Annotated in this window: 22 protein-coding genes; 17 read left to right on the top strand and 5 right to left on the bottom strand. The window is 55.6% G+C overall.

Annotated features, from left to right (window positions below; genetic code table 11):
* The first annotated feature begins 169 nt into the window (after window positions 1-169).
* Window positions 170-2,257 (top strand): methyl-accepting chemotaxis protein, encoded by a 2,088-nt coding sequence (locus GURA_RS22375; RefSeq protein ID WP_011941170.1) that lies wholly within the window; start codon window positions 170-172, stop codon window positions 2,255-2,257.
* Between the two features lie 104 nt (window positions 2,258-2,361).
* Here the strand turns inward: GURA_RS22375 and GURA_RS22370 are convergent, their stop codons facing one another.
* The 3 genes from GURA_RS22370 to GURA_RS22365 all read right to left on the bottom strand — a co-directional run bounded on the left by GURA_RS22370 (window position 2,362) and on the right by GURA_RS22365 (window position 4,623).
* On the bottom strand, window positions 2,362-3,714 hold the full coding sequence (locus GURA_RS22370) for an MATE family efflux transporter (protein WP_041246233.1): 1,353 nt from the start codon (window positions 3,712-3,714) through the stop codon (window positions 2,362-2,364).
* Between the two features lie 12 nt (window positions 3,715-3,726).
* Entirely contained in the window at window positions 3,727-3,984 is a 258-nt protein-coding gene (locus GURA_RS25175; protein ID WP_268741733.1) for a GSU3128 family (seleno)protein, read from the bottom strand.
* A gap of 189 nt (window positions 3,985-4,173) precedes the next feature.
* Window positions 4,174-4,623 (bottom strand): single-stranded DNA-binding protein, encoded by a 450-nt coding sequence (locus GURA_RS22365; protein ID WP_011941166.1) that lies wholly within the window; start codon window positions 4,621-4,623, stop codon window positions 4,174-4,176.
* Window positions 4,624-4,771: 148 nt separating this feature from the next.
* On the opposite strand from GURA_RS22365, the gene GURA_RS22360 reads away from it, so the two are divergent.
* The 8 genes from GURA_RS22360 to GURA_RS22325 all read left to right on the top strand — a co-directional run bounded on the left by GURA_RS22360 (window position 4,772) and on the right by GURA_RS22325 (window position 15,648).
* Complete coding sequence (locus tag GURA_RS22360; protein ID WP_011941165.1) at window positions 4,772-5,470, top strand: lysophospholipid acyltransferase family protein; 699 nt, start codon at window positions 4,772-4,774, stop codon at window positions 5,468-5,470.
* Between the two features lie 4 nt (window positions 5,471-5,474).
* The gene (locus tag GURA_RS22355; protein ID WP_041246232.1) at window positions 5,475-5,657 is read left to right on the top strand and encodes a hypothetical protein; all 183 of its coding nucleotides are present in this window, start codon (window positions 5,475-5,477) and stop codon (window positions 5,655-5,657) included.
* Window positions 5,658-5,664: 7 nt separating this feature from the next.
* On the top strand, window positions 5,665-6,063 hold the full coding sequence (locus tag GURA_RS22350) for a hypothetical protein (RefSeq protein WP_011941163.1): 399 nt from the start codon (window positions 5,665-5,667) through the stop codon (window positions 6,061-6,063).
* A 224-nt stretch (window positions 6,064-6,287) separates the two neighbouring features.
* Window positions 6,288-7,964, top strand: a complete 1,677-nt coding sequence (locus tag GURA_RS22345) for a ribonuclease J (RefSeq protein ID WP_011941162.1) — start codon at window positions 6,288-6,290, stop codon at window positions 7,962-7,964.
* A gap of 83 nt (window positions 7,965-8,047) precedes the next feature.
* Window positions 8,048-10,321, top strand: a complete 2,274-nt coding sequence (locus GURA_RS22340) for a DNA translocase FtsK (RefSeq protein ID WP_011941161.1) — start codon at window positions 8,048-8,050, stop codon at window positions 10,319-10,321.
* 115 nt (window positions 10,322-10,436) lie between these two features.
* Complete coding sequence (locus GURA_RS22335; RefSeq protein ID WP_011941160.1) at window positions 10,437-10,916, top strand: transposase; 480 nt, start codon at window positions 10,437-10,439, stop codon at window positions 10,914-10,916.
* 374 nt (window positions 10,917-11,290) lie between these two features.
* Window positions 11,291-12,886 carry a site-specific DNA-methyltransferase gene (locus GURA_RS22330; RefSeq protein WP_011941159.1) on the top strand — a complete coding sequence of 532 codons (1,596 nt, stop codon included), beginning with the start codon at window positions 11,291-11,293 and terminating at the stop codon, window positions 12,884-12,886.
* A 107-nt stretch (window positions 12,887-12,993) separates the two neighbouring features.
* A complete protein-coding gene (locus tag GURA_RS22325) occupies window positions 12,994-15,648 on the top strand; it encodes a DEAD/DEAH box helicase (protein ID WP_083765007.1) in 2,655 nt (884 codons plus the stop codon).
* Window positions 15,649-15,983: 335 nt separating this feature from the next.
* Here GURA_RS22325 and GURA_RS25170 read toward each other — a convergent pair whose 3' ends face one another.
* A complete protein-coding gene (locus GURA_RS25170) occupies window positions 15,984-16,106 on the bottom strand; it encodes a hypothetical protein (protein ID WP_268741732.1) in 123 nt (40 codons plus the stop codon).
* 301 nt (window positions 16,107-16,407) lie between these two features.
* Here GURA_RS25170 and GURA_RS22320 point away from each other — a divergent pair, with 301 nt between their 5' ends.
* The 6 genes from GURA_RS22320 (at window position 16,408) to GURA_RS22295 (ending at window position 20,726) form a co-directional block, all read left to right on the top strand.
* Window positions 16,408-17,475, top strand: coding sequence for an XRE family transcriptional regulator (locus GURA_RS22320; protein WP_011941157.1), 1,068 nt, complete (start codon window positions 16,408-16,410; stop codon window positions 17,473-17,475).
* Entirely contained in the window at window positions 17,472-17,960 is a 489-nt protein-coding gene (locus GURA_RS22315; RefSeq protein WP_041245617.1) for a PIN domain-containing protein, read from the top strand. The genes GURA_RS22320 and GURA_RS22315 overlap by 4 nt, the downstream gene beginning before the upstream one ends.
* Window positions 17,961-18,127: 167 nt before the next feature.
* Entirely contained in the window at window positions 18,128-18,694 is a 567-nt protein-coding gene (locus GURA_RS22310) for a glycine cleavage system protein R (RefSeq protein ID WP_011941155.1), read from the top strand.
* Between the two features lie 4 nt (window positions 18,695-18,698).
* Window positions 18,699-19,205 carry a peptide deformylase gene (gene def / locus GURA_RS22305; RefSeq protein WP_011941154.1) on the top strand — a complete coding sequence of 169 codons (507 nt, stop codon included), beginning with the start codon at window positions 18,699-18,701 and terminating at the stop codon, window positions 19,203-19,205.
* Between the two features lie 32 nt (window positions 19,206-19,237).
* A complete protein-coding gene (locus tag GURA_RS22300) occupies window positions 19,238-19,957 on the top strand; it encodes a cytochrome c biogenesis protein (protein ID WP_011941153.1) in 720 nt (239 codons plus the stop codon).
* A gap of 61 nt (window positions 19,958-20,018) precedes the next feature.
* Window positions 20,019-20,726, top strand: coding sequence for a cytochrome c biogenesis protein ResB (locus GURA_RS22295; protein WP_011941152.1), 708 nt, complete (start codon window positions 20,019-20,021; stop codon window positions 20,724-20,726).
* A 126-nt stretch (window positions 20,727-20,852) separates the two neighbouring features.
* Here the strand turns inward: GURA_RS22295 and GURA_RS22290 are convergent, their stop codons facing one another.
* Window positions 20,853-21,455, bottom strand: a complete 603-nt coding sequence (locus GURA_RS22290) for a peptidylprolyl isomerase (RefSeq protein WP_011941151.1) — start codon at window positions 21,453-21,455, stop codon at window positions 20,853-20,855.
* A gap of 298 nt (window positions 21,456-21,753) precedes the next feature.
* On the opposite strand from GURA_RS22290, the gene GURA_RS22285 reads away from it, so the two are divergent.
* Together GURA_RS22285 and GURA_RS22280 are read left to right on the top strand one after the other, a co-directional pair.
* Window positions 21,754-23,163 carry a phosphoglucomutase/phosphomannomutase family protein gene (locus GURA_RS22285; protein WP_011941150.1) on the top strand — a complete coding sequence of 470 codons (1,410 nt, stop codon included), beginning with the start codon at window positions 21,754-21,756 and terminating at the stop codon, window positions 23,161-23,163.
* Window positions 23,164-23,271: 108 nt separating this feature from the next.
* Window positions 23,272-23,472 carry a cold-shock protein gene (locus tag GURA_RS22280; protein WP_011941149.1) on the top strand — a complete coding sequence of 67 codons (201 nt, stop codon included), beginning with the start codon at window positions 23,272-23,274 and terminating at the stop codon, window positions 23,470-23,472.
* Window positions 23,473-23,756 lie beyond the last annotated feature (284 nt).

Here is a 23,756-nt window from a genome sequence, read left to right as displayed (position 1 = left end):
CTTAATCCTTTTATTTTCCGTTTCAGCCATACCCATCGCTTGGGCGGTATTCAGCGTGTGACGGCATTATCCCCGGGTGAAAAATCTCCCGGCATAGCTAAAGGATTATTTCTTTATGCCGATAACTACTTATAACCGTTAAATGCATCAAAATTTGAGGGGTATGCACATGTTCAAAAACAAACTGATTCATAAAATACTGGGAATAATCGGCATCACCCTTTGTCTGGGCTTCGCTGCCATGGGAAGCATGGCTCTGTGGCTTGAATACAATGCGACAATGGATTTACAGGTAAAAAACAGTCGCAACATTGCGGCCATTATCAGTAATGACATTGCCGAATACATGATGAAAGGTGATTCAAAAGCGGTTGAAAAATTTATCAAGGAGGCAAAGGAAAAACGATTTGCCATTGACCTGAAAATTTACGATGCGGAAGGGAAGGAACCCGCCACGGCAAGTGCCGCAGTGAACCCCGATGTCATAAAATCAATCAACAGCGGTAAGCCGTTGGAAATCAAACTGAAAGAAAATGGTCTTCATACACTCAACTCCGCTGTTCCTCTTGTTAACGAAGAGCGGTGCAAGCAATGCCACGACGCAGCGCCCAAATTTCTGGGCGCCATTCTTCTGACCACGTCCCTGGAAGACGGCTATAAGAGCGCAATAAATCTGACAATTCTGCTTACCGCTGCGGGCGTATTTTTCTTCCTCGTCATGTTATGCGCAATGTACTTTTTCTTCAAAAAGACGATCGTCAAGGACCTCCTGGATTTCTCGGAAAAATTAAAACTCATTGCCCGGGGCGAGGGAGACCTTACCAAGGAAATTCCGGTGCGCTCCAAAGACGAGATCGGCCAGCTTGCCGTTGAAATCAACCATCTGATCTCCAAGCTCCGTGAAATAATTTCATCACTTTACCAGCAGGCGGGAAATATTTCCGTATCGGTATGCACCGTAGCCTTGGGAGCCAACAAGACCGTATCGGCAACAACCGACCAGAAAGAGCAGGCCATGTCGGTTGCCGTGGCAACGGAAGAAATGGCGGCAACACTTAACGTCGTCGCAAGCAATACACACCGTGCGGCAGAATTTTCAGCCCAAGTCGATTCGGCTGCCAGCGAGGGCATGACGGTTGTAGATGAAGCGTGCAACTGCATAAAAATCGTCAACGACAACGTTGCCACGACCCTTGGCACGGTCGAAAGGCTTGAAACTTCTTCCAACAAGATCGGCGAGATCGTAGTTCTGATCGAAGATATCGCAGACCAGACGAACCTCCTGGCACTTAACGCTGCAATCGAAGCGGCGCGTGCCGGAGAACACGGCAGGGGTTTTGCGGTTGTCGCGGATGAGGTGAAAAACCTTTCGGCAAAAACAGCCACATCCACCAAGGAAATCGCCAAAATCATCACCGACATTCAGAACGAAAGCCGCGAAGCTGCGAGCTCCATAATTGAAGAGAAGAAACGGGTCGAAGAGGGGGTCGAAAAATCCCTGGCTGCAAGAGATTGCCTGGAAAAAATTCTGCAAATCGCCGGCGAGTCTGCCGACATGATCAATCAGATTGCCTCTGCCACCGAGGAGCAGAGCGCTACCGTAAATGAAATCTCTTCAAAGATTCACCATGTTTCGGAAACGTCGACGACCGTGCATACGCAGATGCAAACCAGCGGCAAGGCCTTCGAAGAACTTTCCGAAGTTGCCGAGCAGATTTTCTCCACCGTGGGCAAATTCAGCGTTGGTAATCATCACGACACCATGAAGAATTATGCTTGTGAATTGCGGGATAGAGCTGTTGCAGCGATAGAAAAGGCCATTTCTGAAAAGAGGATAAGGATGGAAGATCTGTTCGACAGGAACTATCAGGCGATTCCCAAGACATCCCCGCAAAAATACTCCACTTCCTTCGACAAGTTTTTTGATCAGTTCATCTCGCCGCTTCAGGAAGAAATCGCTGCCAAGAGCGGCGAGATCTTCTTTGCCATTTGCGTCGACGATCACGGTTACGTTCCCTGCCACAATCTCCGCTATACCAAGCCGCTGACAGGGGATTTGGAGACCGATAAGGTCAACAACAGGACCAAGAGGATATTTGACGACCGAACCGGCATAAGGGCGGCAAAAAGCAGCGACACATCCCTCCTCCAGACCTATATGAGGGATACGGGGGAAATCATGAACGACATGTCCACGCCGATCTACATCAACAACAGGCATTGGGGAGCGATCAGGATAGGGTACAAGGCAAAGTAATGCCTTGATTTCATCCTTGATTTGAAATTGGGGTTAGCCGTATGAGACGGAGAACATGAATTGACAAGGCCGCGCCCCAACAGGGTGCGGCCCTGTTATTATCGTCAGAGGATTATCTGGTGCAGGTCGCGCTGCTTGTAGCGCCAGGCAAAGGCTGCGGCGCGGAACAGCCAGTCGAGGAGGAACACCCCCCAGACCATGTAGAGCGAGAGATGGAGCGGTACGGCGGCAATATAGGAGATAAGCACCCTGATCCCCCACATGGCGGCAAGGGTGACGAGAAATACGTAGTGGGTGTCGCCTGTCCCGCGCAGGCTCCCGGCGTAGACGAAGGAAATGGCCAGCGGCACCTGGGCAAAGGCCACCAGCCGCAAGAATACACACCCCTTTTCGATGACGGCCGGATCATGGGTGAACAGGCCGATCAGCAGGTGCGGGATAAAGAAGAAGAGGAGCGCCATGACCGCCATGACCATGATCGCCAGCCTCAACGCCTCCATGTGGCTGATCCGGGCGCGGCTGATCTTTTTTGCCCCGAGCGCCTGTCCCATGAGCGTAGAGGCGGCAATCCCCATCCCGGCACCCGGCATGAACGAGAGGGATTCGATGGATAGCCCGATCTGGTGCGCGGCATAGGCGGCGGTGCCGTAGCTGATGATGAACTTGGAATAAAAAAGCTGGCCCGACTGTTGGGCGATACGTTCCAGCGCCACCGGGTAGCCGACCCGCCACACCTTGCGGAACAGGTGCAGGTCCGGCTTGCCGATCTTGATATAGTTCTTTCGCAAAGCCTGGAACAAAAGGTAGAGAAAGCCGCACATCTCCGAAAGATTGATGGCATAGGCGGCGCCGGTAACTCCCAGCTGCGGCAGGCCTAACTTTCCGTAAATGAGCGGATAGGCGATCAGTATATGGAGGACGTTGACGAGGATGATCCCCTCCATGGGGGTCCGCGTGTTGCCGATGCCGTGCATGATGGCGGAGAGGATGTTGAGGCCGGCAGTAAAGGCGAACCAGAGGAACACCAGCCGGATATAGCCGGCGGCATAGGCCAGTACATCGCTCTTTGCCCCGAGGAAGCGGGCCAGTTCGTCGCCGAAAGCCCAGCCGAGAAAGCTTGCAGCGACCGCCATGCCGGCACAGGCAAGACAGGCGGCAAAGGCTGCCCGGCGCGCCTCGGCACGGCCGCCGGCTCCCCATAGATGGGCAACTACGACGGTCGTGCCGGTGGCCAACCCCCAGAACACCGTCATCACCACGAATATGAGGAGTTGGCCGAGGCCGGTGGCAGCAATGGCCGCCGCGCCGAGCCCGCCGACCATGAAGATGTCGACAATGGAAACGAGCCGCTGAAACAGCGATGAGAGCAGCACCGGCAGCGATAGGTTGATGACGTTACGGCGGATGGATACACGCTTCGTCGGTCGGCCGGTAAAAAATGTAGTCGAAAACGGCATCTTCAGCAAGGCTTACAGCTCCAGATCAAGTTCCTCAGCCATCCCCACGGCAAAGTTCTTCGCCCGGCCGGACGGGGCAATGATGCCGTAGGCAATGGCCTCTTTCAATTCGGCCCGGGTTGCCCCCGCTTCCTTCGCGACCGCGAAGTGCTTTTTCAGTCAGGTGGGGCAGCCGACGGCTACCGCGCAACCGACCCGGATCAGCTCGCGGGTCTTCACGTCCAGCACCTCTTGATACTCGTAATCGAGAATTTTTTTGCGGATATGCATTTGTTCTACCCCTCGCATTTACTCAGGTCAAAAAAATAACTATGTTTATATATTTTTATTTTTGCAAGAAATTTTTAGCATGAGTTAAATTGTATGGCAAGGCGTCAATCCGTATCCCGGATAGCAAAAAGGCAACCGGAGGGTTGCCTTTTTGAAATGTCATTAACCTGACACGCCGCATATGAGCGGTTAGAACGGAATATCATCATCGGGATTGAACACCGGCTCTTCGTAGCTCGGGCCACCGCCGCCGTGCTCATCGCTGCTGGGTCTGCCGCCACCCTGGCGGCCACCGCCGCCCCCTTCACCCTTGCCGGAAAGCATCTGCATCTTCTCCCCGACGATCTCGGTGGTGTAGCGGTCTTTGCCGTCACGGTCCTGCCACTTGCGGGTCTGAAGGCGTCCTTCGATATATACGGTCTTCCCTTTGGACAGGTATTCGCCGGCAATCTCCGCCAGGCGGGCCCAGAGGGTGACGTTGTGCCACTCGGTTTTCTCTTCCCACTCACCGGACTTGTTCTTGAACTTCTCGCTGGTTGCCAGGGAAAAACTAGCAACCGCCGTTCCTGAGGCGGTGTAACGCACTTCAGGGTCCTTGCCGAGGTTTCCTATCAGCATAACTTTATTGAGACTGGCCATAGGGCAACTCCTTATCACCTTTTTTCACACACCACTGAATGCAGGCAGTCTATAGAAAATGCGCCTTTTAGGCAAGCGATATTTGGTTTGACTCTGCCGATAAAAAACAGTACTTTAACTCGGATAATTTTCGGAGTTATGTTGATTTATGCTACGTGCGCGTATTTATCTGCTGTTTTTTGTCCCGTTCACCTTAATGTGCAGTGCAATGGCTGTTTGCGGCACTTTCTTCGATGCTACCGGCGCCTTTGCCCATAAATGCGCCAGGTTCTGGAGCCGGTGGGGACTTTTCTTTGCCGGGATAAAAGTCCGGGTGGATGGCGTGGAAAAGATACCCACCGACGGACCGGTCATCTACATGGGAAACCACCAGGGGAATTTCGACATCCTGGCATTGTCCCTGGCAATCCCACGGCGATTTTCATGGATTGCGAAAGAGGAGCTGTTCCGGGTCCCCTTGTTCGGCAGCGCCATGCACCGCGCCGGCTATATCCCCCTCGACCGGAGTGACGGCCGTCGCGCCCTGAAAAGCATGAATGCAGCGGCGGCGCGAATCAGGAGCGGCAGCAGCGTGGTTGTTTTCCCGGAGGGGACCCGCACCGCGGACGGCAACCTGCTCCCTTTCAAGCGAGGGGGATTCCTCCTGGCGGTGAAGGCCGGCGTGCCGATCGTCCCGTTCACCATCAACGGCAGCATGCGGATAAACCCGCGTAACCGCCTGGAACTCTATCCGGGAATACTCAGTATCACTTTTGCCGAACCGGTCACCACCGCCACATACAATGGCAAAGAGCATCCGGAATTGCTTGAGCAGGTCAGAAATGCTATCGCCGCAGGGCTGGAGTGATATGATGCTGATTCTATATTGTGCCATGGTTGTCGTCGGCATTGCCGCCATTGCCTGGGGCCTGCCGGCTGCCCATCGGCTGCGGAGCCCCTTTGACATCCTGGCCGCCCTCCTCGCACTGGCAGGATTGATCGCTGCCCTCGTGGGCGCGCTGCTCATTGCCGTACCCGGATTTTTTCTGGCATAGGAAACTTATGGAAAAAGCAAAGACCATCGCCGTCAACATCGCGCTTATCGCCGTCATCGCAATAGTCCTCATCTGGGGGAACACCCTCTATCGTCAGCATACCCAGTTCGACAAGGGTGAAAAAGCGCTGGCTGCCGGCGATTACATTGCCGGCATCGCCGGTTATGAATCGTCGATTCACATGTATACCCCCGGCAGCGACCTGGTGGAACGCGCTGCCGAAAAACTGTGGAGCATCGGCGAACACTATGAACAGGCAGGCGACATGGATAAGGCCCTGATAGCCTACCGCTCTCTGCGCAGCTCTTTTTACGCTGTACGCGGTCTTACTTCCCCCGGCAAGGAATGGATTGCCCGCTGCGAAGGAAAGATCGCCCAGCTGGTGAAGCAAACGGCGAAACAGTGAGCTAACCGACACGACACCAAAAACGCAGACAAACAAACCAGTCTCTGGACCGCAAAGACGCGAAGAACGCAAAGTAAAGCCGTAACCAAGCTCAAAACCCAAAGATTGAATTTGAAACATATTATCTTTCTTTGCGCCCTTTGCTTTTTAGGCCCTTTGGGTCCTTTGCGGTTCAAAGGTTTTCTATTTTGGTTTTTGCTGCGTTACAGGCAAAAGGTTAAGAAATGGAAACTGCAACTGCCGACACAATCGGCCTGAAGATCATCCCCCTCGGCGGACTGGGCGAAATCGGCCTGAACATGGCCGTCTTCGAATACGGCGATGACATTATCATCATCGACTGCGGCCTGATGTTTCCCGAGCCCTACATGCTCGGGATCGACATCGTCATACCCGATATTAGCTATCTCCTCGATCGAGCCGACAAGGTGCGCGGCATCTGCCTCACCCACGGCCACGAGGATCACATCGGCGCCCTCCCCTTCGTGCTGCGGGAGATCAATCCCCCCATCTACGGTACGGCCCTGACGCTCGGTTTCGTCAAGGAAAAACTGAAGGAATACGACCTGGACAGCAAGGTAGACCTGCGGGTGGTGAAGCCCCGCGACATAGTCAGCCTCGGCGTCTTCAGCGTGGAGTTCATCCGGGTCGCCCATTCCATCGTCGATGGCTGCGGCCTGGCCATCCGCTCCCCGGAAGGGGTGGTGATCCATACCGGCGATTTCAAGCTTGACCAGACGCCGGTAGACGGCGAACTGACCGACCTGGCCACCTTCTCCCGCTACGGCGAGGCAGGAGTCCTGGCGCTGATGGCCGACTCCACCAACGTGGAACGTGAAGGGTACACCCTCTCGGAAAAACTGGTGGGGGATGCCTTCGACGAGATCTTTCCCCGCTGCGCCAGGCGCGTCATCGTTGCCGCCTTTTCCAGCAATATCCACCGGGTGCAGCAGGTGGTGGAGGCTGCTGCCCGATCCGGCCGCAAGGTGCTTTTGAACGGCCGCTCCATGATCGCCAACGTCCAGATCGCCCGGGAACTCGGTTACCTGCGCATTCCCGACGAGCTCCTCATCGACCTGAAGGAATTGCCGCGGCTGCCCAAGGAAGAGATCTGCATGATCACCACCGGCAGCCAGGGCGAGCCGATGTCGGCGCTCACCCGGATCGCCATGGATGACCACAAGCAGATCAAGCTGGAGGAAGGAGACACGGTCATCCTCTCCTCTCGCTTTATTCCCGGCAACGAAAAGACCATCTCCGACCTGATCAACCACCTTTACCGCCGCGGGGCAGAGGTCTACCACGAAAAGGTTTCCGAGGTGCACGTCTCCGGCCACGCCAGCCAGGAGGAGCTGAAGCTGCTCCACAACCTGGTGCGCCCCCGTTATTTTATCCCTGTCCACGGCGAATACCGCCACCTGGTCAAGCACGCACAGCTGGCGCAGAAGGTAGGCCTTGCCAAGGAGCGCTGCATCCTGGCGGTGAACGGCGATGTGATCGCCTTCAGCGACGGAGAAGGATGCATCATCGACCGGGTCGAGACCGGCAGGGTCTTCGTTGACGGCAAGGGGGTCGGCGACGTGGGGAACGTGGTGCTCAAGGACCGCAAACACCTCTCCGAAGACGGCATGGTGGTGGTCATCATCGGTATCAACCAGGGGACCGGCGAGATCATCTATGGACCGGACATCGTCTCCCGCGGCTTCGTCTTCGAGGACGAGAGTCAGCAATACCTGGACGAGGCGAAAAAAGTGGTCGTCGACACCCTGGCGCTGGTAAACACGGAAGTGCTGGCCGACTGGAGCGAGGTGAAGCTTGAGGTGCGCCGCGTGCTGCGGCGGTTCTTCAACAAAACCATTGAGCGGCGGCCGGTGATCCTGCCGCTCATCCTGGAGATGTAGGGTTTTTTACGTGCTGCGTGCTGCGTTCAGCGTGCTGCGTAAAACCGTCTAAAATCTCCTGGCACGCAGCACGAGGATAACAAATGGAACAGCTGGCTAAAAAAGAAAAGCTGACCAAGGAGATCAAGGGGATCGCGATGGGGGCAGTGGGTATATTCCTCCTCATCGCCCTTGCTTCCTTTGACGGCAACGATCTCTCCTTCAACAGCTACTCGGCCGCGGCAGAAACCCACAACCTGGGTGGCCGGTTCGGCGCACAGCTGGCCGATGCATTCCTCCAGCTGTTCGGCCTGGCTGCCTATGCCATGCCCGTTGCGCTCCTCTACCTGACCTACCGGACTCTCCGTTACAACGAAGTGCGCTGGCGATACTACAAGGTGATCGCCTTCTTTGCCCTTCTCTTGGCGCTCTCCGCCATGTTCGCCTTCAACCTGGAATTCACCGAATTCCTCGGACAGCGGGTGCAGACTGGCGGCTGGGTCGGGTTCAAGACCGCCGACCTCCTGAAGCGGGCCTTCGGCAAGGCGGGTGCGCTCCTCATCATCCTTCCGCTCCTGGCTGCGGCGATCATGGTGCTTTCCCGTTTCTCCTTTCTCCTCTTTGCCGACTGGTGGCTTAATGCGCTGAAGGAGAGATGGGCGCGTTTTCAGCAGCGCCGGGCATTGAACCGCGAGCTCCTGGGCAAGGAAAATAAATCGACCGCCTCCAGCGCCCCGGTGATCAAGCCGGCGGCAGCTCCCATTACTGTCCCTGCGCCGGTGGCGAAAAAAGAAAAGAAGCAGGAAGAAAAGAAGACTGCGGCCATCCAGGAGGCCTTCGAATTCATCAAGTCCGACGGCAACTACCAGACGCCCCCCCTGTCGCTGCTCGATGCCCCGCAGGTGACGGGAAAGCGACTGGACAAGGAATCTCTGACCATGAACGCCAGGCTGCTTGAGAAAAAGCTCAAGGACTTCGGCGTCGATGGCGAGGTGGTGGAGATCTGTCCCGGCCCGGTCATCACCATGTACGAATTTGCACCCGGCCCGGGCATCAAGGTAAGCCGCATCGCCGGCCTTGCCGACGACCTTTCCATGGCCCTCCAGGCCCTTTCCATCCGTATCGTTGCCCCCATACCCGGCAAAGGGGTGGTGGGTATCGAACTCCCCAACCGTGACCGGGAGATGGTATCGCTCCGGGAAATCTTCAACAGCGAAGAGTTCCACCAGCGCAAGATGAAGCTGCCTCTGGCGCTGGGCAAGGACATTGCCGGCGCGCCGCTAGTCACCGACCTGGCCCGCATGCCGCACCTCCTTGTCGCCGGCGCCACCGGCTCCGGCAAGTCGGTTGCCATCAACACCATGATCCTGTCGCTTCTCTACACCTCCACGCCGAACGACGTGCGCATCATCATGGTCGACCCGAAGATGCTGGAACTTTCCGTCTACGAGGGCATTCCTCACCTGCTGCTGCCGGTTGTGACCAACCCGAAGAAGGCCTCGCTGGCCCTGAAATGGGCGGTGGAAGAGATGGGGCGGCGCTACCGGCTCATGTCCGACAAGGGGGTGCGCAACATCGACTCCTACAACAAGCAGCTGGAACGGGAAGAAAAGGAGCTGGCCGAAAACCAGGTTAAAGAGGTCGTGGTGGTGGAAGAGGTGGAGGATCTGCCGGCTGAAGACGAAGCAGCCATCCAGGCCTTTCTCAATAAGGACGAAAAACTGGATCACGGCCACCTCCCCTATATCGTTGTCATCGTCGACGAGCTGGCCGACCTGATGATGGTTGCCGGACGGGAGATCGAGGAATCCATAGCCCGCCTGGCGCAGATGGCCCGGGCCGCCGGCATCCACCTGATTCTCGCCACCCAGCGGCCGTCGGTGGACGTCATCACCGGCCTGATCAAGGCCAACTTCCCGGCCCGCATCTCGTTTCAGGTGTCGTCCAAGATCGACTCCCGCACCATCCTCGACTGCAACGGCGCCGAATCGCTCCTGGGTGCGGGCGACATGCTCTTCCTCCCCCCCGGCACCTCCCGGATGCAGCGCAGCCACGGCGCCTTCGTCTCCGATACCGAAGTGCAGCGGGTGGTGGAGTTCCTCAAGAAACAGGGAAAACCGGTCTACGAAAAGTCGATCCTGGAGATGAAATCGAGCGAAGAGAAGGGTGGCGATGACGAAGAGGTGGACGATCGTTATGACGATGCGGTAGCCCTCGTTGCCGAGGCCCGCCAGGCATCCATCTCCATGGTCCAGCGCCGGCTGCGCATCGGCTACAACCGCGCCGCCCGCATCATCGAGAAGATGGAGCAGGAAGGGATCGTCGGCCCCAGTGACGGGACGAGCAAGCCGCGGGAAGTGTTCATCAATAAGATTTAAAACAAGGATATGATAACCGCCTGGAAAATTGTTCGCCAGGCGTTTTTTTATTGAAATTTCGATAAGAGAGGGCGATTCATCGCCGGGACGGAAGAAGCCCTCCTACAATCGTCGCGTGGCGACGAGTGAACAAGGCAACCAGAATGGCCAATACATACACCGCATTGCATTACCATATCGTATTCAGTACGAAAAACCGCGAACCGTGGCTTACCCCGCAGAAGGAAGCTCGTATCTGGGAATACCTTGCGGCATAGCTCGTACGAACGCAATGAAAGCCTTGCAGGTTGGAGGATACGACGACCATATCCACATACTTCTGGCGATGCCGCCAAGCATGCCGATCAGCAAGGCAGTGCAATTGCTCAAGGGTGCGTCGTCGCGATGGATTCATGAGACAGACAACGATATGGCTGCTTTTGCCTGGCAGGATGGTTATGGAGCATTCACTGTCGGGGTTTCGCAGATTGCCGATACCGTGCGCTATATCGAAGGACAGCGTGAACATCACCGTACAAAGTCGTTTCAGGAGGAGTATGTGCATTTTCTCCGCAAACACGGCGTTGAATATGATGAACGGTATGTATGGGGATAATGATATTCAAAGCCCCGTCAGGGGCGTGCGACGGTAGCCGTGGGATTTATCCCACGGATTTGAGAGGCATCATCCATTCATCCGTCACGTACGTGACGGGGGGAAACATTGCGATGTTGTCCGGGGAATGAATTCCCCGTCTACCGTCAATCTGTCCCTACGGGACGAAAATGGGTAAAGCCCCGTCAGGGGCGTTTGAGGGTAGCCGTGGGATTTATCCCACGGATTGAGGATGTATCCCCCATTCATCCGTCGCGTACGCGACGGTGGGAAACGTTATGGTCCCATGAACCGGGGAATGAATTCCCCGGCTACCGTCAATCTGTCCCTACGGGACGTAAGCGAAAAGCAGCAATGGAAGGTAAATAACCGTTATGCCCAGACTCGACTGGATCGGCAAGAAAGCCGTCGTCAACCATCATCGCGAAGTGCCGTTTCACCTGCTGCGGGAAAATCCTGAACTTTCCGTGGGCGATCCCGGCAGCGGCAACCTGCTGGTGCAGGGGGACAACCTGCTGGCGCTCAAGGCGCTGTTGCCCTACTACGCCGGACAGGTGAAGTGCATCTACATCGATCCGCCGTACAACACCGGCAACGAGGGGTGGGTCTACAACGACAACGTCAACAGCCCTGAGATGCGGGAGTGGTTGGGCAGGGCCGTGGGGAAGGAGGCGGAAGACCTTTCGCGGCATGACAAGTGGTTGTGTATGATGTACCCGCGTCTGGCGCTACTGCGGGAGTTTCTGCGGGATGACGGGGCTATTTTCATCAGTATTGATGATAACGAAGTGCATTTCCTGCGGATGATGATGGATGAGATTTTCGGGGCAAATAACTTCTTGTGCTCCTTTGCGTGGGAAAAACGATATTCACCGCCACCTGACACTAAAGACATCGGATACTTACATGAAACATTGCTAGCGTATCGCAAGTCATCAAAGTTTCAAAGGAATTTGCTGCCGTTGACTTTTGACCAGACGGGAAGATACAAGAACCCAGACAATGACCCACGTGGCCCTTGGCAATCAATGGATTATTCTTGTCGCTATACTGCTAGTGAAAGACCAAATCTTTTTTATCCCATCATCAATCGAAATACTGAAGAAGAAATTTGGCCGAAAGAAACTCGCGTTTGGGCAATGTCAAAAGAAGTGCATGAAAAGAATGAGAAAGAAAATCGTATTTGGTGGGGTAAGGACGGCAAAAGCTCTACACCGAGATTGAAAAATTTCTTATCTGAAATACAGCAGGGAATGATACCGGTGTCTCTACTTAAACATGAGGTCGCCGGGCATACGGATGAAGCGGCAAAAGAGCTACGGGCGCTTGTGCCGGAGGTAAAGTTTACACCGAAACCTACCCGTCTCATTCGCCATCTCATGCAAATCTCATCAGACAAAGACGCTCTCATTCTTGACTCCTTCGCTGGCTCCGGCACCACAGGCCATGCCGTGCTGGCGCAGAACGCCTCAGACGGCGGTAACCGCCGCTTTATCCTGGTGGAGATGGACGAACATATCTGCCGCAAGATCACTGCACAACGACTCTCGCGGGTTTCGCAAGGTTACGAGAAAGTTCCCGCTCTCGGTGGCGGTTTCCGCTTCTGCGAACTGAGCGAACCGCTCTTTGACGAGCGGGGCAATATCCGCTCCTCGGTGCGCTTTTCCGATCTTGCCCGGCATGTCTATTTCACCGAAACCGGCGAGCCGCTGCCCGCCACGGCCACCCTGGACAACCCGCTATTGGGCGTCCATAACGGCACGGCGGTCTATCTCCTCTATAACGGCATCCTCAAGGACAAGACGCAACGGGGCGGCAATGTGTTGACAATCGCCATCCTGGCCGCGCTGCCCGGCCACGACGGGCCGAAAGTCATATACGGCACGGCCTGCCGCATCGACCACGAACGGCAGCGGCGCGAGGAGATCGTCTTCAAGCAATTACCGTACAAGCTTAAAACTGGTGTATAAAGCCCCAGAGGGGCGTTTGACGGTAGCCGTGGGATTCATCCCACGGATTTGAACGCCCCACGGATTTGAGACGCCCCACCAATTCCCCACGTCACGTACGTGACGTGATGATTGTTTTATTCCATGAACCGGGGAATGAATTCCCCGGCTATCTTCATACCGTCCCCACGGGACGTGGAGTTTGCATGATCCTCAAGAGTTATCAGTTCGACGCGCTGGATTGGTTCGAAAAGTTCCTCAATCGCTGCCAGGAGAGCGGAGTTCCCCGCGAAAGCTATGCCACAACCACCCAAGAGTGGTGCAACACGGCGCTGTTTTATCGCCCCTTGCGCAACCTGGAGATGACACCCTACGTCTGTCTGCGGATCCCCACCGGCGGCGGCAAGACCATGGTGGCCGGCATGGCCATTGAACGGGTGAACCGAAGTCTGCTGCATGTGCCGTTCAGCCTGACTCTCTGGCTGGTGCCGTCGGAGCCGATCCGTGAGCAGACCTTGAAGGCGCTGCGCGCCCCGCAGTCGATTCTCTTCCAGGCGGTGTCGTCGAAGCTGGGAGAAGTGACCGTGCTGGACATCGAGGAAGCCCTGCGGGTGACGCCCCATGTGCTGAACGGTTCGAACGTAATCATCGTCGCCACCATGCAGGCCTTCAAGCAGGAGGAAACCGGCCGCCTGAGCGTCTACAAGCAAAACGGCAGCCTGATGGAGCACTTCGAGGGGATCACCGACCCGGCCGTGCGCGGCAATGGCTCGCTGGTGGATGTGCTGCGGCTGCGCAAACCCTTTGTCGTTGTGGATGAGGCCCACAATCAAGGCACCCCCCTGGCCTTTGACACCCTGTCCCGTTTCGAACCGTGCGCCATCCTGGAACTGACGGCGACCCCGGACCGCACCTGGCAGCCGAGCAACGTGCTTTACAGCGTCTCCGCATCGGTACTGCATACTGAATTCATGATCAAGATGCCGCTGACCCTGGTCCAGCGCCCCAACTGGCTCGATGCCCTGCGCGACGCAATTGCCTGTCTGGGCCGGTTGCAGCAGGCCGCTGAAGCGGAACGGGCGGCGGGCAAGAGATATCTGCGGCCGATCATGCTTATCCAGGCGGAGCGCAAAGACGCCGACCATGAAACGCTGATACCGGAAAAGGTCAGGCAGGCGCTGCTGGATGATTTCGGCATTCCTGTCGATGAAATCGCCATTGCCACCGGCACGGTTGACGAGATCGCAGGCAAGGATATTCTGGCCGAGGATTGCCGTTTCCGCTACATCATTACCGTGGATAAGTTGCGAGAAGGGTGGGACTGCCCATTTGCTTACGTGCTCTGCTCGTTGCGCAACACCAGCTCGGCCACGGCGGCGGAACAGGTGTTGGGACGGGTTTTGCGCCTGCCGTACGCCGAAAAAAAGGATCACCCGGAACTGAACATGGCTTATGCCTACCTGACGTCGAGCAACTTCGCGGCTACGGTCGAAAGCCTCAAGGACGGTCTGGTACGCAACGGCTTCGAACGGCAGGAGGCCAGGGAGCTGATCAATATCCCGGATGACCAGCAGACGGAAGACCTGTTTACTCACCAGCACAGCCTGACCTATAGTACGCCGGAACTGCCCGAGCCAGAGGCCATCCCGGAAAATCTGGCAAAGAAGATCGAGATCACCCCCGAGAACGGCTCCATTACCCTGAAGGGCACCTTTACCGAAACCCAGGTAAAGGCCTTGCAGGATGTCTTTCAGACCCCGGCGGGCAAGGAGGCGGTTCGTGAGGCCATTGTCCGCCTGCGCTCACCACGCAAAGTGCCACCCAAGTCACCGGCAGAACAGGGTGAACGCTTCAAGGTCCCACAACTCCAGTACCGCCAAGGTGACTTGTGGGAGCCGTTCGAAGCCACCCATCTGTTGCAGGGAGACTGGAGCCTGTTGGATTATCCCTGCGACCTGACGACATTCAGCAAGGCAAGCATGCAGCCCCAAGGCGGCACGATGTACCTGGACAAGGAAAAGGTCAAGTTCACCCCTTTCCAGCCCGGCGTGGCGGAGCCGCTCCTTTTCGAGTATCACTCGGGGTGGGATCAGGTGCATCTTGTCTCCTGGCTGGAGCGGAACATCTATGACGAGACCCTGCTCCCGGACGAAAAGGCGGCCTTCCTGAACAAAGCAGTGGATTGGCTGCGAACCAACGGTTTTACGCTGGAAGAACTTGCGTACGCCAAATTTCGGCTGCGCAACACATTGGAGACAAAGATCGGCGAAGCCAGGAAACAGGCGATGCAGAAGGTGCATCAGACCCTCTTGCTCGCGCCGGAAGACTTTACCGTCAATGACCGAAGCCAGGTCGTATTTGAACAGGGGCGCTACGCCCATGACTCGATCTATTGCGGCTTTACCGACCTGCCCAAGCATTTCTTTCCGCAAATCGGCAATCTGAAAGGGAACGGGGACGAATTCGAGTGTGCACTGTTTTTGGCAACGCAACTCGAAGGGGTGAAGTTCTGGGTCCGCAACGTGGAGTGCAAGAGGACGTCATTTTCGCTGCAAACCGGCAGCGACCGTTTTTATCCCGACTTCCTCTGTCAGTTGGAGGATGGCCGGATTTTGGCGGTGGAATACAAGAACAGCCGTGACTGGGTGTTGCCGGAGAACGTGGAAAAACGTCAACTGGGCAAACTCTGGGAGAAGCGGAGTAACGGAAAGTGCCTTTTCATTATGCCCAAAGATAAAGATTGGGAGGCAATAAGGGCGACAGTGAGGGGACGCAATTCGTGATATCTGGCGCCTGAACACATTGAACGTTGTTTCAAGAAGGGGCAATCCGCCTGCACGGCTTGCCCCTTCGTATTTGTTATCTTCTGCCAGCTCTATTCTTCGTTCGATCAGCAATGACATATCCCTGACCGGCCTGCGGAGTTGGCGGTAGCGGCTCCCCTCTGGTCACAGTCCGTTCTTGTCCTGTACGACCGCCTCTTGGTCCGACGATTTCATATTGTGCCGATGCCGGTGCCGTATTGCCCGGTTTAAGATGTTTTCCCATGGTATTTCTCCCATTTTGAAATTGGTGAACTGAACTGAGAGGGGTGTTGCCACCCCTCACGGTGAAGTGCTCAAACCCATAAGGGCCAAGCCTTGAGCCCGTACTCTGAAGCATGTACGAGCTTGTCGTTGATTGTCCGCCATTCGCGGAAAATCAGTCGCTTGCCGTTTCGTTGCGGTGCTGACTTTTTCATGACCAGGGTCTCCTTTCAAGGGGCGCGTTATCCTGGCTTGCCAAAAGTCATCATCTATGATATTGAAAAACACCATAGAGAGCCTCCAAAGCACTCTGACAAGCAGCCCGGTCCCCGCCGGGCTTGCGGATGGCCACAGGATATCCCCATATCTTGTGGCTTTTTTCTATTGGACCACAACATACATAATATAACATTTGATGGTTGTCAAACATATTATTTATTGATATCATGTTACACATATAGAACATAAATAATTTGCACAATGATTGATCGACAGGAAGAGGAAGGGAGGTATCCCATGATTTTACGGGAGCTTAGAGAGCTTGCCGGTATGAAGCAAGAGGCCTTGGGCGAACTTGCCGGTGTTACCCGACAAACCATAGCCGCCTGGGAACGTGGGGAACGACAGCCTTCAATGCAGCAGGTGGTAAAACTCTGTCAGATTTTGCATGTACCCATCGACGTAATGCTCGGCACGGGCAATGTGACTGAACCGGTGTTGCTGTTCCGCGCTGATGCCACCGAAACCCTGTCACCAGCCCTGAAAAGCTTGCTGACCCGCAAGGCTTACGATTACGCCGAGATCGAGAAGTTGGCAGGAGTTCTGCCAAATCTCCCCGTATCCCGGCCCCTTGATGCGTTCGATCAACATATTGTCGAACAGGTTGCTAATGAGGTGAGGGATTGGCTGGGTGTTGAGGACGCTCCATTGGGAGATGTCCTTTCTCTCCTGGAAACCAAGGGGCTCAAGATTTTTCTGCACCAGCTCCCCGACACGGTCTCCGGGTTTTCCGCCTACACGGAAGAAGTCGGCGGGGTTATTTTCGTCAACTCGAATCACCGTACGGAGAGACAATACTTTACCGCGCTTCACGAACTCTCCCATCTTATTTTTCATCGGCGGGAGTACCAAACTCCCACTTCAATGCATCCGAAAACCGGTAGGACGGACCCCCGTGAGCAGGCCGCCAATCATCTGGCCGGGGCGGTCATTCTGCCGCGCAATATCGTCGAGGCCGAGCTGCACCCCTACCGTAACCGTTGGCTTCCGTACTCCCTGCTTGCAGACATCAAGATTCGCTACTCCGTGAGCATGAGGACGATTCTGGTCCGTGCTGCCCAACTGGACATAATTTCTTCCAGGCAGTCATTCCAGCAAATCGCCAAGCTCAATGACAAGTATGGCAAGGTAAACGAGGCAGTGGACCTTAAACCACCGGGATCGCTTCGCCGTCTCGACAGGCTGGTGTATCAAGCCCTGATCCAGGAAAAAATCACCACTTCAAAAGCCGCCGAGGTGCTTGGAGAGCCGGTCCGCACAGTCAGAAACGAACTTACCAAGTGGCTTTCGGAAGACCCTTCTTGATTCTCCTGGCCGATACCAGCATATTGATTGACCTTGAGTATGTCGGGGGAATCGAAGTACTGCCGCAGCTGGCCCCGTGCGAGGTCCTGGACGTCGTGCTGGTTGAATGCGAGCACGGAGATCAACCTGACTTGGTGCAGAAGATCATTCGCTCAGGAATTACCGTTATCGAGACCTCGTTCGAACTGGCAGAAAGGGCAACCGCCATGCGCAGGCGCGGGGTTAGCACCAATGATATGATGACGGTTTGCTATGCTCAGGAACATGATCGCGTGGTGCTTGCGGGAGACCGTTCGTTACGAGAGAGATGCGAGGAAGAGGGGGTTGACTTCCGGGGAAGTATCTGGATAGTACAAGAAGCCCATAGATTAGGACTGGTGAATGCAGTAGAACTGTTGCGCTGGCTTTCAGTTTGGCCGACTGTCGGAAGGAGACTTCCGCCTGAGGAGATTGAAAAGTTAAGACAAAAGTTATCAGTTTCTTGACCAAAATGTCCGCTTTCTTGCTTCTGGTTACTCCAGGTGATGAATCGCATGCGGCATAGGGGCTCCATTCTAAAGTCATTCATTGTCCAACCGGAGTTAGGTTAATGCAGAGAGTTGACATTGACAGGAATAACGGATAGAACGGTTTGAAGCAAAGGAGCGAACCGATGAGTGAATGTCGTAAAGAAAACCTGGCCCATTTCGCCGTTACCGTCATCAGCAAGGACCGTCCCGGCATCGTAGCGGATATATCGGAAGTCCTTTTCCGCCTCGGCTGCAACCTGGAGGATTCCAGCTGCACCATGCTCGGCGGTGACTTCGCCATGATCCTCATCATCTCCCACGAAAAACCGTTTACCAAGGCGCGGCTCGGTGACGAGTTCAAGCTCCTTCACGAGCGGACGGGGCTCACCGTTTCCGTGAGGGCTCTTTCGGAAGCGGAGATCTGTCCGGTCAAGGAGGAGGGGGAACTCTGCCTGATTTCGGTTTACGGTTCCGACCAGCCGGGTATCGTCTACCGGGTCACAAAGGAGCTGGCCGAGCGCAAGATCAACATCGCCGACCTGAACACGAAGCTGATCGGCACCAAGGAGGAGCCGGTCTATGTCCTGATGCTGGAAGCGGCCCTCCCCGATGGAATGAGCGTCGACGATACGGCGGCCGTGCTGGAAAAACTGAAGAAGGAGTTGAGCGTGGAGATCTCCGTTCGCGTCATCACGCCGGTCTCCCTTTAATCCGATGCCTGTCCAGAAAATACTCTTATATCCCCATCCCATTCTCAAGAAAATGTGCCACCCTGTAGCCGCCATCGACCGGTCGATAACGGGGCTGCTACAGGACCTCCTTGATACCATGCATGCCGGTCCCGGCTCGGTCGGCGTGGCCGCACCGCAGATCGGAGTTACGCTCCGGGTCTGCGTGGTGGACGTCTCCGCCAGCAGAAACGGTAAGGAGAACAACCACGGCCTGTTGCAGATGATAAACCCGGAGATCACCAAGAGGCAAGGTGCCGCCATCATGCGCGAGGGGTGCATGAGCGTCCCCGATTATACCGGCGATGTTGAGCGGGCAACGGAGATCACCATCCGCTTCATGGACGGTGACGGCATCCATCACGAAATCGAGGCGAGCGGCTTCGAGGCGGTGGCCATCCAGCACGAGATGGATCATCTGGACGGGATGCTCTTCCTCGACCGGATCGCCTCCCTGAAGACCGGCCTTTTCCGGCGCAAGAGCTATAAATAAATAACTTTACCTGTGATTCCCGGAGCGACACCATGATATGGCTCCTTTTGACCTCCATCGTCCTGTATCTGTTCGGCTCATACAAAAGGCCGGTTTTCGTTGCCGCTCTCTTGGCGGAGCTCGTCTACCTTGGCTTGAGGGGCGCGGAACTGGGGAGATTGCCGCTCATCGGCCCCCAGGACACCCTGGCCTTTTTTTCCGCCTCCATCGGCCTGATGGCCCTCCCATTCATTTTCTCGAAAACACCCCGCACATCGGCCTCGTTTTCCTGGGGAACGGGTTGCATGGCCGCACTCTTTGCCCTGCTGGCGCTCCCCTTTCCCACCTTGAACATGCCGTTGCCGCCGGTGCTGAAAACCTATTGGTTCGAACTGCACGTGGCGCTGGCTTTCTTCGCTTACGCCCTGTTCGGCGTTGGGGCGCTGTTGGGGGGGATGTTCCTTTTCAATAAGGAGAAGGCGCTCCTCGACCTCCAGTACAAGAGCGCCCTGGTCGGCTACAGCTTTTTCTCCGCCTCCATGGTTTCCGGCGGCATCTGGGGTTACTACGCCTGGGGAACCTACTGGCTCTGGACGCCCAAGGAGCTCTGGACCTCCATTCTCTGGCTCTTCTACAGCCTTTACCTGCACCTGCGCCTCAAAGGTCCCCAGTGGGAAAGGGGCGTTGCCTGGGCGGGGATCATCGGCTTTGCAGCGGCGCTCTTCACCTACCTGGGGGTAAGCATGCTGATGAAGAGCTCCCACAGTTTTTGACCGGGGAAAAGGGCTAATGGGCAGATGGGGTAACGGGTCACACTACACAAGGATCTGAAGCATGCTCAACAATTTTTATAACCGTCTCGCTTCGCTCTCTCTCGGCATCTGGCTCATGTTCGGCGTGGTCGTGCTTCTCGGCGTCGGCTCTTTTTCCGGCGGCGGCGCGGAATCGAGCTCCATCAACGACATGCCGCTCTTTTACTGGCTGAAAGAAACACCCATTGTATTCTCCTGGTGGCTCTGGCTCACCATCGGCCTGCTGGGCGTCCTCGCCCTCAACACGGTGCTGTGCAGCATCGAATCGCTCCGCAGCAAATATGGCCGGGCAAAGTTCCTTACCCTGATTGCCCCGCAGGTCATGCACGCGGGCTTTCTCTTCATCGTCCTCGCCCATCTCTTCAGCGCCTATGGCGGCTTGAAAGGGGTGATGCAGGTTAACGAAGGGGAGTCCATCGGCTTTCCCGACGGGACCCGAATTGAACTGGGTAATATAACCGCAGAGACCGGGCCGATGGGGATGATGACCGGCTACAGCGCCGATGTCCGCTATGGAACATCCGGCGGGACGGTGAAGCAGACCATCAGCCCCAACCATCCGTTCTTTTATAAGGGTTTCGGAGTCTACCTCAAGGATGTGCAGGCTGTTCCCTACAGGATAGCCCTGGTGGAGATCCACCGGGAGCCGGGAGCGGCCCTGGCCCTGGCAGGCGCGCTCCTCTTCACCATCGGCAACGTGGTGCTCCTGGCGGTACGGCGGGGGAGGTAATGCTCGCCGCCTTGATTTCATTCTTGATTAGAAATTGGTATAAAATAACAAATGAAAGCAAAGAAAAAGGGGCACCAAAAATAGAATGGTTGCCCCTTTTCGATTAAATGGATTACCGGTAGCGCCTTACTTTACGACCTTCATCGACTTGATCACCACCGCCGTTTCCGGTACATCCTGGAAACCTTTCTGCATTCCGGTTTTCACCGCAGCTATCTTGTCCACCACGTCCATCCCCTCGATCACCTTGCCGAACACGGCGTAGCCGAATCCCTGCGGCGAGTTGTCGCGGTGGTTGAGGTAGTCGTTGTTGACCGCGTTGATGAAGAACTGGGATGAGGCGGAATCCACCATCATGGAACGGGCCATGGCCAGGGTGCCGCGGTCGTTTTTCAGGCCGTTGCCCGCTTCGTTCTTGATCGGGGCCTTGGCCGGCTTCGTCTTCATCTCGGCAGTGAATCCCCCACCCTGGATCATGAAGTTGGGAATGACCCGGTGGAAAATGGTGCCGTTATAGTAGCCGCCATTAGTATAATCGAGAAAATTTTTGACGCTGAGCGGCGCTTCTTTTTGAAAAAGTTCCATCTTTACCGTTCCCAGGCTTGTTTCCATGACCACTACCGGATTATGCCCGGTTTTAACGGATTTGGACTCCTTCGCATCCTCCGCGCCGGCTGTCCCCGCCAGACAGAGTCCAATGGAAAGTGCGACTACCAGTTTTCTCAGCATGGTACTACCTCCTTGATTTGAGTTTATTCCAATTCCAAATCAAGGCGCTATCTTCGTTGGCTCGTCTTCGGCTCCTCAACGTACTATCTGTACGCCTTCGTCGCCTCACTCCTCGCCGCCTCGATTTCATCCTTGATTTGAAATTGGAATTATACGCCATTTATAAGCCAATCCATGCCTCCGGTCAACCCTTGTTCGGCAGCTGGATCACAACAAATGGTTGACATATTCGGTTCAGATGGAGAAAATGACCCGCTGCTAATATCTTGATACATTCTATCCACAGGAGGATTCTGGTTTGCAGATAAAATTCGGTACCGATGGCTGGCGCGGGGTGATTGCCAGGGAATTTACCTTCGACAACCTTTCTCTGGTGGCTCAGGCCACCATGGACTATCTCCACAAGGAGGGTCTGGCCGGCAAGGGGCTGGTAGTCGGCTACGACCGGCGTTTTCTTTCCCGCGAATTTGCCGAGAGAGTGGCAGAGATCGCTGCCGGCAACGACATCCATGTCTGGCTGACTGACAACTATGCCCCTACTCCCGCTGTTTCCTGGGCTGTGCACGAACGGGGCGCCGGCGCCGGGGTCATGATTACCGCCAGCCACAATCCCCCGAAATATAACGGTTTCAAGGTGAAGGAGGCTTTTGGCGGTTCTGCCAGACCTTCCACCACCAAGGTGCTGGAGGAAATGGTTGCACGGAACATGGCCGGCAACCGCAGTGTGCAGGCCATGCCTCTGGCCGATGGGATAAAGGGTGGCAAGGTGAGCCTGATCAACGCCAGAGAGCCGTACTTCAGGCAACTGGCGCGTTATGTGGATCTGGATCTGATCCGCAAGGCACAAATCCCTGCGGTGGTCGATCCCATGTACGGCGCCGGGACCGGCTTCATACCGGAACTCCTGCCGGGTACCGCAGAGATCCATACCATCGACAACCCCGCCTTCGGCGGTCAGGCGCCGGAACCGATCGAGGAGCACCTCGCCGAACTCTCCATGCTGGTGAAGAGCGGCGCCTACAAGGTGGGACTCGCCTTGGACGGGGATGCAGACCGGATCGGCGCAGTGGATGAGACGGGTGAGTTTTTCTCGTCCCACCGTATCTTCACGGTGCTGCTGCGCCATCTCTATGAGCGCAAGGGTTTGCGCGGCGACGTGGTGAAAACCGTTTCCACGACGCGGATGATCGATCTCCTCGCGGAAAAATACGGTCTCGCGCTGTTCGAAACACCCATCGGCTTCAAGCACATCTGCGAACTGATGCTTGAGCACGACATCCTCATGGGGGGGGAGGAATCGGGTGGCCTGGGGGTCAAGGGGCATATACCGGAACGGGACGGGATACTGATGGGGCTGTTGCTTCTTGAGGCCATGGCAATGAGCGGCAAGGGGCTGCGGCAGCTGCTCGATGAAACCATGGACGAGATCGGTCATTTCTACTACCGCCGCATCGATGCCCCCATCGAAAATGCGGCCAAGGAGCGACTGATCGCAAAGCTTAAACACGAAGGGTTAAAAACCATTGCCTCCCGCCCCGTGGCCGAGGAGAACTTCAAGGATGGTTTCAAATATATCTTCGCCGACGGCTCCTGGCTGCTTATTCGCCCCTCCGGCACCGAGCCGGTGCTGCGGCTTTACAGCGAGGCAAATGATCCGGGCGTTGTCGCGGAACTGCTCCAGGCCGGGCGGGAAATTGCAGGCATCTGAACGGAAAATAAATGCTTGACATGATTGGCCGAAACCCGTAAGCTCACCAAGATGTCCAGGGATTACGTCTGGGTAAAATTAACAAGGCAGTAGTAGGAGAAAGTTAGAATGGCAAACGGTACGGTAAAATGGTTCAATGACAGCAAGGGTTTTGGCTTTATCGAGCAGGATAATGGCGATGATGTGTTCGTGCACTTCTCCGCAATCATGGGCGATGGTTTCAAATCTCTGGCCGAAGGCGAGGCAGTAACATTCGAAGTGCAGAAAGGCCCAAAAGGTCTTCAGGCAGCCAACGTCAACAGAGTTTAAAGATATCTTTAAACACAACCAAAAGGCCCCGGAGCGATCCGGGGCTTTTTTTTATTCTGCAACCCCCAGGAGCCTGTCGGACTTAGGGAATCGTAACGAGAATGGCAAATCTCGCAGTAGATTCATTCCTAAGTCCGACAAACTCCTAGTTGGCGTAATGCGCCGATAAGACTTTAATATGTGACTGGATTGACTCCCCTCAATACGGTATTATTGATGGGCGGTTTCCTTTCCCTGCTGTCGTACTCAGGCTCTTGAATGCAAAATATAACCGAATGTGGAGC

This window comes from Geotalea uraniireducens Rf4 (assembly GCF_000016745.1).
In the GTDB taxonomy this organism is placed as follows: Bacteria; Desulfobacterota; Desulfuromonadia; order Geobacterales; family Geobacteraceae; genus Geotalea; species Geotalea uraniireducens.
This window is presented reverse-complemented; position numbering and strand designations above follow the sequence as displayed.